This is a genomic window from Clostridium sp. CCUG 7971, from assembly GCF_017590215.1.
In the GTDB taxonomy this organism is placed as follows: Bacteria; Bacillota; Clostridia; order Peptostreptococcales; family Peptostreptococcaceae; genus Faecalimicrobium.
Genome location: NZ_JAFFPK010000054.1, coordinates 13,469 through 32,052, shown reverse-complemented (window position 1 = coordinate 32,052; position 18,584 = coordinate 13,469). Strand labels below are relative to the sequence as shown.

The following is an 18,584-nucleotide window of genomic DNA, read 5'->3' as shown; positions in this document are numbered from 1 at the left end:
GTATTAATGTCTAAAATATATATTGTAAATGCTAAAAGAAGTCCAATTGGAAAATTTTTAGGAAGCTTATCTAAAGTATCAGCATCAGAATTAGCAGGCCAAGTTATGAGGTCAGTTATAGAAGAAAGTAAAATAAATCCAAGTGATATAGATGAAGTAATATTAGGAAATGTATTATCAGCAGGTCAAGGTCAAGGCATAGCAAGACAAGCAGCAATATTTGCTAATGTTCCTAATGAAGTACCAGCCTATACAGTTAATATAATTTGTGGAAGTGGAATGAAATCAGTAATGACAGCATATTCTCAAATAAAGGCTAATATGGCAGATTTAATACTAGCAGGTGGAGTTGAAGTTATGTCTCAAGCACCATATATAACAGGTATAGAGGCTAGACTAGGAAATAAAATGGGAGGTATGCAACTTAAAGATAGTTTAATAAATGATGGACTTACGGATGCATTTAATAATTATCATATGGGTATAACGGCTGAAAATATAGCTGAGAAATATAACATATCTAGAGAAAGACAAGATTTATTTGCTATTAAGTCTCAGGAAAAGTCTATCACAGCTTTGGATGGAGGAAGATTTAAGTCAGAAATAGTTCCAATAGAAGTGAAAAGTAGAAAGGGATCTACTATTGTTGATACAGACGAATATCCAAATAGAAGTACATCATTGGAGGCGTTATCTAAGTTAAGACCAGCATTTAAAAGTAATGGAACGGTTACAGCTGGTAATGCTTCAGGAATAAATGATGGAGCAAGTATAATAATTGTGGCGTCTGAAAAAGCGGTTAAAGAGTATGGATTAACTCCAATAGCAGAATTAATATCTGTTGGTCAAGGTGGAGTTGACCCATCGGTTATGGGGTTAGGCCCAGTACCTTCAATAAAAGAAGCTTTAACAAGAGCAGATATGAAAATTCAAGATATAGATTTAGTTGAGTTAAATGAGGCATTTGCAGCTCAATCTTTAGGAGTTATAGAGGAACTTAAAGAAAGTTACAATGTAGATGATAATTGGTTTGAAGAAAGAACCAATGTAAATGGTGGGGCTATAGCATTAGGCCATCCATTAGGAGCATCAGGAGCTAGAATAATTACAACTCTTATACATGAAATGAAAAAGAGAGATTTAGAATATGGATTAGCGTCACTATGTATAGGTGGAGGAATGGGTACTTGTGTAATAGTTAAATCACTTTAATTAAGAATGGGGGTATAAATTATGAAAAATAAAATTATATGTTTAAGTAATTTAAGGGACTTAGTTAAAGATTCTATGACAATTATGGTAAGTGGATTTATGGGGTGCGGAAGCCCTCATAAAATAATAGATGAATTGGTTAAATTAGGTGTAAAAGATTTAACTTTAATATGTAATGACACAGGGTTTGTAGACTATGGAGTAGGTAAAATGGTTGTTAATAATCAGTTTAGTAAGATAAAAGCTACTCACATAGGATTAAATCCAGAGGCTATAAGACAATTAAATGACAAAGAAACTGAATTTGAACTTATACCACAAGGAACTATGGCTGAAAGAATAAGAAGTGCAGGGTCTGGACTTGGTGGAGTTTTAACACCAACAGGCATAGGAACATTAGTGGCAGAAGGTAAGGAAACTATTAACATAGACGGGAATGAATTTTTATTAGAAAAACCATTAAAAGCTGATATAGCTATAATAGGAGCTAGTAAAGTAGATAAAAAAGGTAATACATACTATAGTGGATCAGGTAGAAATTTTGCACAAGTAATGGCAACTGCAGCAGATACAGTAATAGTTGAAGCTGATGAAATTGTAGAAATTGGAGATATAAATCCAGAACATGTAATGACGCCACATATATTCATAGATTATATAATTGATGGGGGTGTGAAGTAATGGATAGAAGTCAAATAAAAGGATTTATAGCAAAGAGAGTAGCTAAAGAATTAAAAGATGGAGATGTAGTAAATTTAGGAATAGGTCTACCAACGCTTGTACCAAATTATTTGCCAAAAGATATAGATATAACACTTCAATCAGAAAATGGATTTATAGGAATTGGACCTACTCCAGATAAAGATAAAGAAAATAAATATATAGTAAATGCAGGTGGTTCATCTGTAACTATAAATGAGGGAGGAGCATTCTTTGATAGCTCTACATCATTTTCAATTATAAGAGGAGGCCATGTTGATATAACAATATTAGGAGCACTACAAGTTGATGAACAAGGTAATCTTGCAAATTGGATGATACCAGGAAAGTTAGTTCCAGGAATGGGTGGAGCTATGGATTTAGTAGTAGGAGCGAAGAAGGTAATAATAGCAATGGAACATACTGCTAAAGGAAAAGCTAAAATTTTAAAAGAGTGTAAATTACCACTAACAGCTAAAGGTCAAGTGAATTTAATAGTAACGGAAATGGGTGTTATGGAGGTAACAAGTGAGGGGTTAATTTTAACAGAAATTAATAAAGAATTTACCATAGAAGATGTAAAAAATGCCACAGAAGCACAATTAACAATAAGTGATAATTTAAAAATAATGGAAGATTAATTAAGTTTCATAAAGTAACTAATAGCCTAAGTTTAATATCTTAGGCTATTAGTTAAAAGCATAATAAAAGGGGGAAATAGTGTGTTCAAAAAATTTACAAATGGCTGTGTTAATATTGTCCAAAATTACTTACCAGATCCGTTTTTATTTTGTATTATAATAACTTTTGCAATATTTATTTCAGGAATTATATTTACTGGTCAAGGTCCTATGGATATGGTTTTACATTGGACTAGTGGATTTTGGAGTTTGTTAGCTTTTGCAATGCAAATGGCATTAGTACTTGTATTAGGTCATACCCTTGCAAGTGCTCCAATGTTTAAAAATGCACTTAAATCATTAGCGAGAATACCAAAGTCTCCAACTCAAGCTATATTAATGGTAACTTTTATATCATCAGTAGCATGTTTAATAAACTGGGGATTTGGGCTAGTTATAGGAGCAATATTTGCTAAAGAATTAGCTAAAGAAGTGGATGGAGTTGACTACAGATTACTTATAGCATCAGCTTATTCAGGTTTCTTATTATGGCATGCAGGTCTTTCAGGGTCAATTCCTTTAACAGTAGCGTCAGGTGGAGAAGCAGTTGTGTCTGCTACAGCAGGAATTATAGGAGCTGAAGGGATTTCTACAAGTAAAACTATATTCTCTTTATCTAATATGGCCATAGTAGGTGTATTAGTTATAACACTACCTCTTTTAAATAAAGCAATGCATCCAATAAAAGAAAAAGTAGTAGTTATAGATAAAGATTTATTAAAAGATGATGATGAATTTATAGAAATGCAAAGAAATGAAATGACTCCAGCGGATAAATTAGAGAATAGTAAAATAGTTACTATAATAATGTCAATAATGGGTTTTGCATATATAATATATTTCTTTATTAATAATGGGTTTAACTTAAATTTAGACATAGTAAACTTTATATTTTTATTTTCAGGTATAGCACTTCATAAGACTCCAAAAAGATTTTTGCATGCGTTAGGTGGAGCAGCTAAAGGGGCAGGTCCAATAATGTTACAATTCCCATTTTATGCAGGAATAATAGGAATGATGACCGGTGTAAATGCTGAAGGTATTTCTTTAGCAATACTAATATCTAATTTCTTTGTTCAAATTTCAACAACAGTTACATTTCCAATGTTATCATTTTTAAGCGCTGGTATAGTAAACTTTTTTATACCATCAGGTGGTGGTCAATGGGCAGTTCAGGCACCTATAATGATGCCAGCTGGAGCAGCACTTGGGGTAGATCCAGCTAAAACTGCAATGGCTATAGCTTGGGGAGATGCATGGACGAATATGATACAACCGTTTTGGGCATTGCCAGCATTAGGAATTGCAGGTCTTGGTGCAAAAGATATTATGGGATTTTGTTTAATAGATTTATTATACTCAGGGATAATAATATCAATGGGATTAATGTTTATAGGAATGTAGATAATAAGTAATTAATGGCCTAAAGTATAAACTTTAGGCTATTTTGTTACTATAAAAATTGGCGAAATAAAATGTATTAATTTAAAGTACTTTATCTTTTTTTCTTAATAATCTTATCAATTGGATAGTTCCTAAAAAGCAAACAAGAGAACATATACCTATAAAAATATATCCCGCACTATACCTATATTTTAGTCCAACTTCTACACTATATATATTAGTAAATATAACTTTAAATAAATCTGTTATAACGCCTATTAAGAAATTACCAACTACTATACTTACACCCATTTCACAAGTAACGCCAAAAGAAAGAACTAGTACTATAAGCCATATTGTAGGATTTTTTATATATGATTTAATAGACATAGGTTGATCTTGTTCTTTATACTCTGGAAATTTACTAAATATGGCCGGGATTATCGGTATTAAAGTTGCAATAAGAACTACTAAGTACATACCTCTCCAACCGAGTGGATCATTAATAATATTTATACCCATAAGCTTAGTTGATAAAATTGGAGCTACCATAGAGCTTAGACCATAAAAAAATGAGATAAATTCATCATAGTACCAGTATTTTTACTAAATATTTTGGCTGATAATATTCCTAAAGAAATCTCCAACATACCATTACCAAGGTACATTATAAAATAGGAACCTGAAAACATTAAAAATGATTTGGAAAAATAAATAAGTATTCCAGATAAAGCCATAATTGCAAAACATAATATATTAGTTATTTTTAATCCGATTTTTCTAGATAACCATCCTGAATATGTACATGCCAATAAGTATCCTAATGAATTTAGAGATAGTAGTATTCCAATTTGCATTTCATTTATAATAAATTCTGACTGTACCTTTGGGATTGCTGTACCTTTTATATTTTCAGAAAAGCCAAACATTAAGAAACCTAAAAATATAGCTATTGTTAAAATTATGTAGTTATTTTTCTTTAATATATTCATAATACCCCTCCAAATTTTTTATCTCTAAAGAATATATCAGTATTACATTCTATATACAATTAATAATATTTTTTATATATAATTTAATTTATTCTTTATAGTTAAAGTAATATTAAGATAGTAATTGTATAAATTTATTATTTTGTTTTATAAAAATAATAAATTTATAGAGGAATAAAGGAATTGTGCGAAGAAGGATTGATTAAGTTTATTATAAATAAAAAGGAGAAATGCTGTGAAAAAGGGAGATTTTATTTGGATTGGAGTACTTATACTATGGATAGTTATACTAATTGAGCCAAGATCTAGGGAAATTTTCATATCAACAACAGAAAGCTATCCATACATGGGAGGTTTTTTTAAGTTTTTAATTTTAGCTACTATGGGAGATTTACTTGGAGTAAGAATTATAAATGGATATTGGAAAAAGCCAAATGGAATTATTTATAAAGCTATAATTTGGGGATTTATTGGAGTTGTAACAACATTAGCTTTAACTGTGTTTCCAGCAGGAGTAGAAAAAGCTCAAGAAATTGGCAAATTGCCTTTTAGAGGTTCTTTATTCTCTCATGCATTATTAACTAGTATAGTTATGAATATATTGCAATCTCCAGTTATATTTTTATTCCACAAATTTACGGATACATATATAGATGAGATTTATTTGACTAATAAAAAGGATGTTTCATTATCATACTTAGTTAAAAAAATAGATTGGTACAGATATGTTAGTTTTACTTTATTAAAAACAATTCCTTTATTTTGGATTCCATGTCACACAATAGTATTTATGCTACCTTCAGAATATAGAGTAATAGCATCAGCATTTGCATCTATTGCGCTTGGACTTATATTAGCCATGGCAAATAAATCTAAAAAAGATATAGTAGTATCTTAAGAAAATACTATGTATGAAAACATATAAAAACTCTAAATATAATAGGTGAATTGTATTTAGGAGGAACAATATATGAAGCATACAAATAATTTCTTAAAATCAATAACTATAATAACTATAGGAATACTAATAATATCAATAGTAAAACAAGGCAAATTTAATAATATAAAAGATATAATGCAAACAAATTTATATCAAGGACTAAGAACAGTAAAGGTAACAGGAGAGAAAATCAAGATAGATGGTAAAAATACTTCAATAGCTATAAAAATGCCAGAAATTCATTATCAAAATTATGAGGTTGAAAGATATATAAACGCATATATAAGAAAAAGTGTAAATGAATTTGTTAATCATCAAAGACAAATAGGAGAATTAAGAAAAGAAAAAAAGAAGAGGGATATTAGTATAAATTATCATGTAGCTTTTGAAGATAGTAATTTACTTAATATAGTAATATATAGGAATATAAATGAAAAACAAAAAGATGTTAAACTTGAAAAGGATAGCTATATATTTGACTTAAAAACTGGGCAGAGAGTGTATATAGATAATTTTTTAAAAGATAATAGTGACTATGATGAAGTGATTAAAAATTATATAGATAAGTATATAGATAAAAATAAGTTAAAGATAGATAAAGAAAAAATAAATATCAATAAGTATACTAACTATATAATCACAGATGGAGGTATTGCAGTTTATTTTAATCCTTATAAAGATAGTAAGGAAAAAGGGATTTATGAATTTAAAATACCATATGAAATATTTAAACATAAAATAAAGATAATAGAAACGGATGAAATAGTAGCAAATGTAGATACTCAAACTATAACTAAAAATAATAAATATATTAATAGTGTAATTAATATACCTATAATAATGACTTCGAATAAAGATATAGATTATAGTATAAATGAAAAAATTAGAAATGATATAATGCAATTTTATGATGTATCTCAAAAAGAGGCTGAAAGTTATTTTCAAGGTATGCCAGATGATCAAAATAAATTTGTAGCAAATGTAGATTTTGAAGTTAAGAAAAATAGTGATGATATGTTAAGCGTAATGGTGAAATACTACAAGTATAGCGGAGGAGCCCATGGTTATTATGAAGATATAACTTATAATATAGATATAAAGAGCGGTAAAATATTAGTACTAAATAATCTATTTAAAGAAAAATCAAATTATAAAAAAGTAATAGATAATGAAATCAGAAAACAAATAGAAGATTTAGGTAAGAAGGACCCAGAGACTAAAGGGGTTTATCAATTTGAAGGAATAAAAGATACTCAAAAATTTTATATACAAGATGACAATTTAATTATTTACTTTGATTTATACGAAATAGCTCCTTATGCAGCAGGAATACCAGAGTATGTAATAAATATAAATACCATAAGCCATATAATTAAAGATGAATATATAGATATTTTTAAATAACTACTTAGCAATATATTTAACAATATAGATTAAAATATTTATAGTAAAAAAGTGTCTCAAATAATAGTTAAATTATTTTGAGACACTTTTTTTACTAAATAGTTGGGTTTAAAGATGCTATTTTAGTTACGGCAACATAAACCCTTGATATTTCGTACCAAGTTTTAAAGTCTACAACTCCTGACTGAGGTAATCCAAAAATTTGTTGGAATGTTTTAACTGCATTAGCAGTACTTTCACCATATATTCCATCTTCTCTAACCTTTGGTATAGCAGGATAAGAGTTTGATATTGCATTAAGTTGATTTTGTATAGTTCTAACATTTTTACCACTAGATCCAACCTGTAAAGTTTCGCCAGGGAAAGATATAGGGACACCGCTAACTATAGGTGCTTTTTCAAAAATAATTTCATCTCCATAAAAATATCTTAATATAGACTCATAATCCATTCCTTGATCTCCTAAATCCTTACTTCCCCATTGAGTCATTTGGTTAGGACATTGAGATTTTTTACCATCACAATATTGAGCAAGCAATGGCTGTCTAGAAGTAGGAGGTCTTTTTATAAAAGTATTAAATATGTCATCAACAACAATGCTTATAGGATCAAAGAAGTTTCTATTTTTCATAAATTTATGGTCAAAGTTTGTAGTTGAAGTTATGGTAAAGCTATATCCTTTATTTCTATACCATTCAGTGAAAACTCTGTTTAATGTAAATGAAATTATAGCTATTACGTTTGCATAAATTGTCTGAGTAGGCCATGTAGAATATATTTCAGAAGATGCTACGTTTTTTATATAGTCTTTAAATGGAATCCAATAATTTGGGGCAGATGTATTTTCAGGCAGTCCATCGTGAACAACTATAAATTCTGGAACAACTGGGTTATCTAAAACGACAAATCCAGTTGGCGGTGGTAGAGGTTTTAAGCTACTTTCAGGTATCTTAGGAGGGTAGTCTCCGTATAATGTATGATCTGGAATAATGAAAACTTCCTCATTTTGTCTAGAATATGAACCTCTAGCCCTACTTCTTGGTGGCATAGGAACGGTTTGTCTAGCACCAATTGTAGGCAATAATTGGGTACCGTTGATAATTACAGTTTCATATCCATCAGCAATTGCTTCAACAAGATATTCGCTATAAGGTCTAACCTGAGCGTTTGGATCTAGTGAATAATCAATATCTGGAGCTGGTAGAGCTAAGTTTGTGACTTGACCGGATATGTTAGTTTTTAAATTTTGATGAATTGGCGCAGCAGTTTCTCCGGGTCCTGGAATTGAATAAATATTTACTGTAGCATCTACAATTGGTCTATTATTCGAACTGTCAATAACACTAACTGTTAAGAATCCATCTTGCATGTAATCACCCTTTCTTTTAACAATTTAGTAATCTTTTATATTTATAGTATGAATAAGTTTATTATTTTGTTAAGAAAAATGGAAATAATATATATAAAATATAAGAGAGAAGGACATTAACTTTATGAAATTGAATCTATTAATATTATCTATCGCGCCTACAATAGCACTTATAATATGGTGTTATTTAAAAGATAAGTATGATAAAGAACCCATAATTATTTTATGTAAATTTTTTATACTAGGAGCATTTATAAGTGTTATTGCTATAATAGCAGAAGATTTTTTAATTGGTATAAATAGATATAGTGGATACTCTAACTTGCTATATCTGTCATTTATAGTGGCAGGATTGACAGAAGAAGGTCTTAAGGCTTTAGTTTTAATACCGAATTTATTAAAAGAAAAAAGCTTTAATGAAAAACTAGATGGAATTATTTATTCTATATTTTTATCTTTGGGGTTTGCAACTGTTGAAAATATAATTTATATATTTTTTGAAGAATCCAAAACTGCAATTGAAGTAGGAATGGTGAGGGGCATAATATCTGTACCAGCACATATTATGTTTGCAATTACAATGGGATACTATATTTCTAAGTATAAGTTTAGCAATAAGGTTATTAAAAAGAGAGAATATATATTTATGGCTATTTTAGTTCCTATTTTATTACATGGGACTTTTGATTTTATAGCAATGATAAAATATAATTTTTCCTTTGTAGTTTTTTTCATTTATATAGTACTTTTGTGGAAAGTTAATTTAGATAAAGTAGATGAATATAGTAAAAACTCTAGAAAAAGATTTTTCAAAAGTCGTAAAAAATAAAAATAGAATTTTTTAGAGAAGGTATATTTATTGTTGATATAGTTTAATAATAACTTGTAAGTACATTTAGTTAAAAGTATTTAGGAGGAATTATATTGTGAGTTCTTTAGACAAAAATCATGAATATTTAATATCAAAATTTTTAAGTCGTTATGACTATGATGCAGTATTAGAGGTTTTAGAAGAAGCAGGAGTAATAGATGGAGATTTATATTTATTAATGGAATCATGTAAATATGCTTTAAATTTTGACTTTAAAAAATCGTTAGAATTTATAGAACAAATGAGTAGTCAAATAACGTCTAGAAGTGAAATAAATGAGTTAATGGAAAATTTAAAAAATCTAAAATTAGGTGAACCTGAGGATATATTATCGGAGTTAATAGAAAATATAAAAATTCAAGTTGTAAAGGGAGAATATATTGATTACTTGGGAAGACTTTATAGATTAAAAGAGGCATTATTTAAATATATATTCGTAAGTAGCAAAGAATCAAAGAATTATAAAGTATGTATGTATGGGTATATGGTATCAAAGAAAAATATTTTATATACATTGAAAAAGAAGTATAATATATATAATGGAAATTTAATACATGGAGTAACCAATTATATAAATAGAAATGTTAAAAAGACTAAAAGAATGGAAAAAGTAGTTGAGATATTAAATAGTGATAGATTAGAAAATTTAATAAAACTAAGAAATGAAAGTCCAGTTGGTCATGGCTTTAAGGGAGTAAGTAAAGAAGACATTGAAGAAATATATGGTGATCCTATGGAAGTCATACAAGATTTAGTTAAAGCCTGTGAACTATTAGACTTAGGGATTAAAATGAACAAGTATGATAATATTAATGAGGTAGCAATACATTTAATAGGTAGCTATTAAAAATTTACCTTATTTCAATAAAACTTAAATTTAGAGGAGATGATAGGGATGAGTGACAAATTCAAGAAAGAAGCAATAGAATGGATTAAAATAATTGCTACGGCTCTAGTATTTGCATGTATAATAACTCAATTTGTAAAGCCAACATTAGTAAGAGGAGAGTCAATGTATCCAACACTAGAAGAAAATGACTATCTTATAATAAATAGAATGTCATATAGAGTTGGAGAGCCTGAAAAAGGGGATATAATAGTATTTAGTACAGCTTTATTACAAGATGATGGTAGTCCGAAAGATTTAGTAAAAAGAGTAATAGCTGTTGAAGGAGATCATATAAAAATAGAAAACTCTAATGTGTATATAAATGATAAACTTATAAAAGAGCCATATATTCATGACAATTATACAGAAGGAGCTATAGATATGGTAATACCAAAGGGAAAGGTATTTGCTATGGGTGATAATAGAGAGAAAAGTTTAGATAGTAGATATGAAGATGTTGGGTTAGTTGATAAAAAAGATATAATGGGAAAAGTAATGGTTAGATTATTCCCATTTAATAAAATAGGAACAATAAAATAGGTGTTAATATGATAATAGGAATTTCAGCATTATTATTTAATATAGAAGAAGCTTTAGATTTATGTGAGAATATATCTGATATAAAACATATAGAATTAGGTATCGATAATTTAAATGAATGTACTAAACTTTATAAATATAAGGATAGAATCGAAAAGTTAGGATTATCTTTAAGCATACATTTACCTATGGAATTAAACACTTGTGAAAATGTAGAATATATAAGAAGATCATGGATAAATTTTACTAAAAATATTAGTAATGATTTAAAGGATTTTGACATAAAATATTTTAACCTTCACTTAGGCTATGTAATAAGTAATAGACTAAAGAAAAATAAAGAAAGATACTTAGATAATAGCACCGAATTTTTAAAAGAACTATGTGAAGAGATAAATTATGAAATAACTATAGAAAATGTATATTCTAATTGTGGAGATTTTTCAAATGTAGGTAACACAGTTTACGATTTTGAATATATATTTAAAGTGATAAAAAATAATAATGTAGGGTTTTGTTATGATACAGGACATTATTTGATTAATAAGGATGATTATATAGAGTCTCTAAAAGAAAAAATAAAAGTAATTCATTTAAGTGACAACGATGGTATAGATGATATACATATAGGTATAGGCAGAGGTATATTACAAAAGAAGCACATAAAAGAAGTGCTTAAAATAGAAGCTAAATATTTAATTTTAGAAATTAATTATGAACATATAAAAGAAACTATAAACAAATTAAATGCTATTATGGGAGAGGTATAAATACCTCTTTTTCCTATATATAGGGAAGAAAGGATCATTACTATGAAAACTATAAATTTATATGTAAATAAAGATGTTGAAAAATTTAATTTAGAGGAAAACTCTTCAAGTATATTATTAGAGGATATAGCTAAAAAAGTAAGTGATAAATACAATGGATATATAACTTTGGGAATTGTAAATAATAAATTAAGAGAATTAACATATGAAATTAATGATGAATGTGACCTTAGGTTTTTAGATACAACAGATATGGATGGTCGTAGAGTTTATACTAGGACTGTGTCTTTTATATTTATAATGGCATGCAAAGAATTATTTGGAGATAAAAGAGTGGTAGTAGAACATTCTTTATCAAAAGGGTTATATTGTGATGTGCATATAGGTAGAGAATTAACTGAAAAAGATATAGAAAATATAAAAGAAAAAATGCAACAAATAATTGATTCTAACTATAAAATAGAAAAAATATCTACAACAAAGAAAGAAGCAATTAAAATATTTGAAGAAAATAAAATGTATGAAAGAGCTAAGCTTCTAGAATATAAAGAGTATGATGATGTAAAAATATATAAGTGTAATGGAATGATAGATCATTTCTATGGATATATGCTTCCATCAACAGGATATATAAAAATATTTAATCTTAAATTATATAAAAATGGTGTAATAGTATTAGGCCCAAGTCCACAAAATAAAGATATTGCTATTGAATTTGAACCACAGCCCAAATTAGCAGATGTATATCAAGAAGCAGAAGAGTGGTCTAATCTTTTAGGAGTGGATAAGGTTATAACACTTAATAAAATTATAGAAAATAAAGAATATCCAGAAATAATAAGAACAGTAGAAGCGCTACATGAGAAGAAGTTGTCTCAAATTGCAGATGCAATAAAAGAACAAGAAAAAAGAGTAGTACTTATAGCAGCGCCTTCATCATCAGGTAAAACTAGTTTTGCTCATAGATTATCTATACATCTTAGAGTTAATAACTTAAAACCTGTATCAATATCATTAGATGATTATTTTGTTAATAGAGAAGATACACCATTAGATGAGTTTGGAAATTTTGATTTTGAATCTATATATGCAATAGATTTAGAAAGATTTAATTCAGACTTAAAGAAATTATTAAATGGAGAAGAGATAAGTCTTCCTAAATTTAATTTTAAAATTGGTAAAAGAGAAGAAACAGGCAGGAAATTAAAGATTGAACAAAATCAACCTATAATATTAGAAGGAATCCATGGATTAAATCCTATGTTAACATCATCAATAAAAGATGAAGATAAATTTAAAATATATATAAGCGCTTTAACTCAAATAAATTTGGATGATCATAATAGAATACCAACTACTGACTTAAGACTTATAAGAAGAATGGTTAGAGATTATAATTTTAGAGGATACAGTGCAGAAAAAACAATTATGCAGTGGCAATCTGTTAGAAGAGGAGAAAATAAAAATATATTCCCATATCAAGAAGAGGCCGATGTGATATTTAACTCTGCATGCGTTTATGAACTATCAGTTCTAAAAAAATATGCAAAGCCATTATTAGAAGAAATAACAAGAGACAATGAAGCGTATATAGAGGCTAATAGATTATTAAAATTGCTACAATATTTTGTCGAGTTAGAAGACATATCCGATATACCTTTAACTTCTATAATAAGAGAATTTATAGGTGGAAGTAAAATAGTAGATTAGATATAGAAGTCCTGATATTGACATAATATCAGGACTTTTTGTATTATAGTAGTACTATATATTTCGAAATATAACTAAATAGGGAGGTAATAATATGGAAAAAATCTTACATGACATATTAGACAGAAATAGAAAATACACAAACTATGGACAAGTTGCAAGTTATATACCGGAATTGAAGAATGCGCGTATAGATGATTTAGGCATATGCATAATAGACAAAAATAATAATATATATAAAGCAGGAGATTGTAATACCAAGTTTACTATACAAAGTATATCAAAGACAATAGTACTTGCAATGGCTCTTATGGACAATGATTGGTCTTATGTTTTCTCAAAAGTTGGCATGGAACCAAGTGGAGATCCGTTTAACTCCATAATGAAGCTAGAGACTAATGATACAAAAAAACCTTGCAATCCCATGATAAATGCAGGAGCAATAGTTACAACATCTCTTATAAAAGGTAGTAGTATAGTTGAAAAAGAAGAAAGAATGTTAAAATTCTTTAGACGATTAGCTAAAAATGATAATATAGGAATAAATTATGATGTATATAAGTCAGAAAAAATGAGCGGTGATAGAAATAGGGCTATGGCTTACTTACTAAAAAATGATGGATTTATAGAAGGTGATGTGGAAGAAGTACTAGATTTATACTTTAAGCAATGTTCTATAGAAATAGATGCAATAGATTTAGCAAGAATAGGAATAAATCTTGCAAGTTATGGAGTGGATATTGAAACTGGAGAAAGATTAATAAGTGAACGTGTTTCAAGAATGGTAAAAACATTTATGGTGACTTGTGGGATGTATGATGCATCAGGAGAATTCGCTATAAAGGTCGGAATACCTGCAAAGTCGGGTGTCGGAGGAGGAATACTTGCATCTGTTCCAAATCAAATGGGGATAGGAGTTTACGGTCCGGCCTTAGACAAAAAAGGAAATAGTGTAGCTGGAGTTAAGATATTAGAAGACTTATCACAGAAACTAAAATTAAATATATTTTAAATTATGGAATTTTTTGACAACTTACACTACTTCATATATAATTAACTTACATTAAAATAAATTTTTTATGGGGGTGGGAGAGATGAAAGAAGTATTAGTATTACGAGATTTAGAGTGCATAAAGGCAATAGCACATCCTCGACGAATAGATATACTAAAAACTTTTAATAAATCACCGCTATCAGCAAAGCAATTGTCTCAATTATTAGATGAACCTCATGCTAAGATTAATTATCATATAAAAACACTTTATAAAGTAGGAATTTTAGAATTAGTTGAGGAAAAAATTAAATCAGGTATTGTTGAAAAGTATTATTATCCAAAAGCAAAACACATAGTAATTGGTAAAAATGTTATAGATTTTTCTTTAGATGATGAATGTGACCGTGAAGAATTGTATATATCTAAATTTGAAAATATAAGTGAACTATTTTACCAAGCTGCAGAGGAAGATGGATTAGAGAATAATAATATAATCGATTATAATAACATTTATCTTAACCGAGAAGAATTAAATGAACTTAATGAGACAATAGAATCAAAATTAAAAGAGATTTTAAGTAAGAAAGAAAAAATTAGTGAAGAAGCTGCATATGATCTAGTTATACTAGCTGTGCCGCTGTCAAAAGAGGAAGAGTATAATATATAATAAGTATCAATTTTGTTGATACTTATTTTTTTGGGTATAATATCGTTTATAAATAAATATAATAAAATCGACAATAAGGAGGATTTACAACATGCTTGTAATAGGACCACATATTTCAATAGCAAAAGGTTTTTCTAAAGCAGCACAAACAGCAGTGGAAATAGGCGCTAATACATTCCAATTTTTTAGCAGAAATCCAAGAGGAGGAAATGCTAAGGCATTTGATGAAAAGGATATAGCAAAGTTTCAAAAAATAAGAGAAGAAAATAGTTTTGGAAAAATACTAGCTCATGCACCATATACTATGAATTTAGGTGGAGCAAAGGATGAAGTGTATGAATTTGCTAGAAAAGTTATAAAAGAAGATATAGAAAGAATGGATTCTTTAGGAATAGAATATATGTGTTTCCACCCAGGTAGTCATGTAGGTGGAGGTATAGAGTTTGGAATAAAGAGAATATCAGATGCATTAAATGAAGCTTTAACAGGAAAAGAAAATCTAACTTTACTTCTTGAAACTATGTCTGGAAAAGGAACGGAAATAGGGTTTGACTTTAATCAAATAAAAGAAATTATAGATAGTGTTGAGCACAATGAAAAATTAGGGGTTTGCTTAGATACATGTCATGTGTTTTCAGCTGGATATGATATAGTTAATGACTTAGAGGGGGTATTAGAAGAGTTTGATAAAATAATAGGACTAGATAGATTAAAGGCAGTACATTTAAATGATAGTATGATGCCATTTGGAGATAAGAAAGATAGACATGAAGTAATTGGAGAAGGTAAAATAGGATTAGAGGCTATAATCAACTTTATGACTCATCCTAAAATAAGCCATCTACCATTTTTCTTAGAAACTCCTCTTGAAGACGAAGGTCATAAAAGAGAGATTGCTATGATAAAAGAAATATTAGATAATAAAACTTGCTAAGCTTGTATCGATAATGGCCTATAAATTAGGTTCGTTGCTTAGATAAAAATTTATGACGGGGGAAAGTAATGAGATTATTAGGAAAAAGTGATATGAATGTAAAAAGAGTTGGATTTGGAGGAATACCAATTCAAAGGATAACTCAAGAAGATACAAATAAAGTTATTGATGAATTAGAAAAGCAAGGTGTTAATTTTATAGATACAGCCAGAGGATACACAATAAGTGAAGAATATATAGGAAATAGTATATATGGAAGAAGAGAAAAGTTTTTTATAGCTACTAAAAGTATGTCAAGAAACTATAAAGATATGAAAAAAGATATAGAAATAAGTTTGAAAAATCTTAAGACAGACTATATAGACTTATATCAACTTCATAATGTTAAGCCAGAAGAGTATGATTTAATATTTGATGAAGATAAAGCTTACAGAGCATTATTAGAAGCAAAACAAGAAGGTAAGATAAAGCATATAGGAATAACTAGTCATGGATTAGAAACAATAGAAAAAGCAATAGAGAGTGATAAGTTTACAACAATACAGTTCCCGTATAACATAGTAGAAGGACAAGCTGATAAAGCTTTTAGAAAAGCTAATGAAAAAGGAATAGGAATAATTGTTATGAAACCCTTAGCAGGAGGAGCAATAGACAATGCTACTTTAGCTATAAAGTATATACTTTCAAAAGATTACATCGATGTAGTTATACCAGGGATGGATAGTGTAGAACAAGTTAAAGAAAATACCAAAGTACTAGAGAATTTAGAACTTACAGAAGAAGATAATATAAAAATAGAAGAAATAAGAAAAAAACTAGGGAAAAGATTCTGTAGAAGATGTGAATATTGTCTTCCATGTCCTGTAGGTATAAATATACCAGCAAACTTTTTACTAGAAGGATATTATACTAGATACAATTTAAGGGACTGGGCTAAGCAAAGATATGCAGCTTCAAATGGAAAAGCTAATGAATGTGTAAGTTGCGGATTATGCGAAACTAAATGTCCATATGAACTTCCTATAAGAGAAATGTTAAAGGATGTTGTTTCTAAGCTTGGGTAAAATAGAATTGTATAACTTAAAACAGATAATAATAAAGAGAACTTAGGTAAAGTAAGTTCTCTTTATTATTATTCTCTTGGAAAAATATTATAAGATACATCATATTTAGAAAGAGGATAAAGTTCTATTTCTACACGCGGATTTTCTTTGTCTATAAAATCAAATAATAATACTGGTTTTAACTGTTTATCATTTTTGATGATACCACTTTTTTCTATACCATCACAAATACTTTTAGGATAGTTATGTAAATCTCCCATACGTTTATTTGGGAAGTATAGTTTTAAGACAGTAATTAAATCTTCTTCTATTGTATCTCCTTGGTATTGCTGATTTATATAACCTGCAATCATATTTTCATAAGCTAAGTATTTAGAATGTTTACCAGTTGATGGCATCCATGCTTGTCCATGAACATTATGAAGTTTAAAGTTAGACTTACTTATAGGTCTACCTGGTATTGTTAATTTAATCAAATTATCACCATCCTTACACTTTAGTTATTATAAAGCTAATACAATATTAATGAAAGGATATTTTATGAATAAGGAAAAATTAAAAGAGTTCTGTAAATCAATAGGATTAAAATGTGTAGGTATTGCAGGAATCGGACCATATCACAATTTAGAACAAGTAATAAAACATAGATTATTAAATGGATATGTTACTGGAATGGAAGAACCAGTATTAGAAAATAGAATAGATCCAAGAAATACAATGGAAAATGCAAAATCAATAATAGTATTTGCGTTTCCATATTACAGTGGAAATCAGAATGATGGAAATTTATCAAAATACTGCTATGGAGAAGATTATCATATAGTTATAAAAAATATTCTTCAAAAAATCTGCGACTACTTAACTGAAAATATAGATGGATTTGAGTATAAATATTTTACAGATAATGGTCCTCTAGTGGATAGACACTTAGCCTATTTATCTGGAATAGGATACTTTGGAATTAATAATAATATTATTACAGATGAATATGGATCGTATGTATTTATAGGATATATAATAAATAACTATGATTTTCATCCAGATCACCCTTTACCAAAAACATGCATAAAATGTGGGAAATGTGTAAAATATTGTCCGGGAAATGCCTTATTAGGAAATTTTGAAATGAATCCAAAGAGATGTTTGTCATATATAACTCAAAAAAAGGGAGAATTGACAGAAGAAGAAATAAGGATATTACAAAGTGAAAATAAAGTATTTGGGTGTGATGTATGCCAAGATGTATGTCCTCATAATAAAAATATACCAATAACAAATATTAATGAATTTAAAAATAATATAATGACAAGTTTAGATAATGAGGAAATAAATTCTATTTCAAATAAAGAGTTTAAACGTAGATACGGAAATAAAGCGTTTAGTTGGAGAGGAAAAAATATAATAAAAAGAAATTTAGATTTAATTTCAGAAAAAACAAAGGGTTAATAAACCTTTGTTTTTTTTAT

The 18,584-nt window shown here is 28.3% G+C and carries 20 protein-coding genes; 16 read left to right on the top strand and 4 right to left on the bottom strand.

The features are described 5' to 3' along the window. The first annotated feature begins 6 nt into the window (after nucleotides 1–6). The 4 genes from JWF52_RS07775 to JWF52_RS07760 all read left to right on the top strand — a co-directional run bounded on the left by JWF52_RS07775 (nucleotide 7) and on the right by JWF52_RS07760 (nucleotide 3,995). Complete coding sequence (locus JWF52_RS07775) at nucleotides 7–1,212, top strand: acetyl-CoA C-acetyltransferase (protein WP_208333004.1); 1,206 nt, start codon at nucleotides 7–9, stop codon at nucleotides 1,210–1,212. Nucleotides 1,213–1,233: 21 nt separating this feature from the next. Next, the gene (locus JWF52_RS07770; protein ID WP_208333003.1) at nucleotides 1,234–1,893 is read left to right on the top strand and encodes a 3-oxoacid CoA-transferase subunit A; all 660 of its coding nucleotides are present in this window, start codon (nucleotides 1,234–1,236) and stop codon (nucleotides 1,891–1,893) included. Next, complete coding sequence (locus tag JWF52_RS07765) at nucleotides 1,893–2,552, top strand: 3-oxoacid CoA-transferase subunit B (RefSeq protein WP_208333002.1); 660 nt, start codon at nucleotides 1,893–1,895, stop codon at nucleotides 2,550–2,552. The genes JWF52_RS07770 and JWF52_RS07765 overlap by 1 nt, the downstream gene beginning before the upstream one ends. A gap of 81 nt (nucleotides 2,553–2,633) precedes the next feature. Next, nucleotides 2,634–3,995, top strand: coding sequence for a short-chain fatty acid transporter (locus tag JWF52_RS07760; RefSeq protein ID WP_208333001.1), 1,362 nt, complete (start codon nucleotides 2,634–2,636; stop codon nucleotides 3,993–3,995). A gap of 81 nt (nucleotides 3,996–4,076) precedes the next feature. Here JWF52_RS07760 and JWF52_RS07755 read toward each other — a convergent pair whose 3' ends face one another. Together JWF52_RS07755 and JWF52_RS07750 are read right to left on the bottom strand one after the other, a co-directional pair. Further along, complete coding sequence (locus JWF52_RS07755) at nucleotides 4,077–4,526, bottom strand: hypothetical protein (RefSeq protein WP_208333000.1); 450 nt, start codon at nucleotides 4,524–4,526, stop codon at nucleotides 4,077–4,079. Nucleotides 4,527–4,531: 5 nt separating this feature from the next. Continuing rightward, on the bottom strand, nucleotides 4,532–4,966 hold the full coding sequence (locus JWF52_RS07750) for an MFS transporter (protein WP_208332999.1): 435 nt from the start codon (nucleotides 4,964–4,966) through the stop codon (nucleotides 4,532–4,534). A gap of 235 nt (nucleotides 4,967–5,201) precedes the next feature. Here JWF52_RS07750 and JWF52_RS07745 point away from each other — a divergent pair, with 235 nt between their 5' ends. Together JWF52_RS07745 and JWF52_RS07740 are read left to right on the top strand one after the other, a co-directional pair. Next, nucleotides 5,202–5,864, top strand: a complete 663-nt coding sequence (locus JWF52_RS07745; protein WP_208332998.1) for a hypothetical protein — start codon at nucleotides 5,202–5,204, stop codon at nucleotides 5,862–5,864. Between the two features lie 72 nt (nucleotides 5,865–5,936). Next, nucleotides 5,937–7,310: a DUF3298 domain-containing protein gene (locus tag JWF52_RS07740; protein WP_208332997.1), complete on the top strand. Its 1,374-nt coding sequence runs from the start codon at nucleotides 5,937–5,939 to the stop codon at nucleotides 7,308–7,310. A gap of 94 nt (nucleotides 7,311–7,404) precedes the next feature. On the opposite strand, the gene sleC is transcribed toward JWF52_RS07740, so the two are convergent. Continuing rightward, nucleotides 7,405–8,679 carry a spore cortex-lytic germination protein SleC gene (gene sleC, locus JWF52_RS07735; RefSeq protein ID WP_208332996.1) on the bottom strand — a complete coding sequence of 425 codons (1,275 nt, stop codon included), beginning with the start codon at nucleotides 8,677–8,679 and terminating at the stop codon, nucleotides 7,405–7,407. Between the two features lie 124 nt (nucleotides 8,680–8,803). Between sleC and JWF52_RS07730 the strand changes: the two genes are divergently transcribed. The 9 genes from JWF52_RS07730 (at nucleotide 8,804) to JWF52_RS07690 (ending at nucleotide 17,118) form a co-directional block, all read left to right on the top strand. Continuing rightward, on the top strand, nucleotides 8,804–9,508 hold the full coding sequence (locus JWF52_RS07730; RefSeq protein ID WP_208332995.1) for a PrsW family intramembrane metalloprotease: 705 nt from the start codon (nucleotides 8,804–8,806) through the stop codon (nucleotides 9,506–9,508). A 97-nt stretch (nucleotides 9,509–9,605) separates the two neighbouring features. Then, nucleotides 9,606–10,397: a hypothetical protein gene (locus JWF52_RS07725; protein ID WP_208332994.1), complete on the top strand. Its 792-nt coding sequence runs from the start codon at nucleotides 9,606–9,608 to the stop codon at nucleotides 10,395–10,397. 48 nt (nucleotides 10,398–10,445) lie between these two features. Further along, entirely contained in the window at nucleotides 10,446–10,979 is a 534-nt protein-coding gene (gene lepB / locus JWF52_RS07720; protein WP_208332993.1) for a signal peptidase I, read from the top strand. Nucleotides 10,980–10,987: 8 nt separating this feature from the next. After that, on the top strand, nucleotides 10,988–11,749 hold the full coding sequence (locus JWF52_RS07715; RefSeq protein WP_208332992.1) for a sugar phosphate isomerase/epimerase family protein: 762 nt from the start codon (nucleotides 10,988–10,990) through the stop codon (nucleotides 11,747–11,749). 42 nt (nucleotides 11,750–11,791) lie between these two features. Beyond that, nucleotides 11,792–13,459: a nucleoside kinase gene (locus JWF52_RS07710; RefSeq protein ID WP_208332991.1), complete on the top strand. Its 1,668-nt coding sequence runs from the start codon at nucleotides 11,792–11,794 to the stop codon at nucleotides 13,457–13,459. Nucleotides 13,460–13,553: 94 nt separating this feature from the next. Continuing rightward, the gene (glsA, locus tag JWF52_RS07705) at nucleotides 13,554–14,471 is read left to right on the top strand and encodes a glutaminase A (RefSeq protein WP_208332990.1); all 918 of its coding nucleotides are present in this window, start codon (nucleotides 13,554–13,556) and stop codon (nucleotides 14,469–14,471) included. 82 nt (nucleotides 14,472–14,553) lie between these two features. After that, entirely contained in the window at nucleotides 14,554–15,120 is a 567-nt protein-coding gene (locus JWF52_RS07700; RefSeq protein ID WP_208332989.1) for an ArsR/SmtB family transcription factor, read from the top strand. Between the two features lie 91 nt (nucleotides 15,121–15,211). Next, nucleotides 15,212–16,054, top strand: coding sequence for a deoxyribonuclease IV (locus JWF52_RS07695; RefSeq protein ID WP_208332988.1), 843 nt, complete (start codon nucleotides 15,212–15,214; stop codon nucleotides 16,052–16,054). Nucleotides 16,055–16,122: 68 nt separating this feature from the next. Then, nucleotides 16,123–17,118, top strand: a complete 996-nt coding sequence (locus tag JWF52_RS07690) for an aldo/keto reductase (protein WP_208332987.1) — start codon at nucleotides 16,123–16,125, stop codon at nucleotides 17,116–17,118. A 68-nt stretch (nucleotides 17,119–17,186) separates the two neighbouring features. Here JWF52_RS07690 and JWF52_RS07685 read toward each other — a convergent pair whose 3' ends face one another. Further along, entirely contained in the window at nucleotides 17,187–17,594 is a 408-nt protein-coding gene (locus JWF52_RS07685; RefSeq protein ID WP_208332986.1) for a RusA family crossover junction endodeoxyribonuclease, read from the bottom strand. A gap of 64 nt (nucleotides 17,595–17,658) precedes the next feature. On the opposite strand from JWF52_RS07685, the gene queG reads away from it, so the two are divergent. Further along, nucleotides 17,659–18,564 (top strand): tRNA epoxyqueuosine(34) reductase QueG, encoded by a 906-nt coding sequence (queG, locus tag JWF52_RS07680; protein ID WP_208332985.1) that lies wholly within the window; start codon nucleotides 17,659–17,661, stop codon nucleotides 18,562–18,564. Nucleotides 18,565–18,584 lie beyond the last annotated feature (20 nt).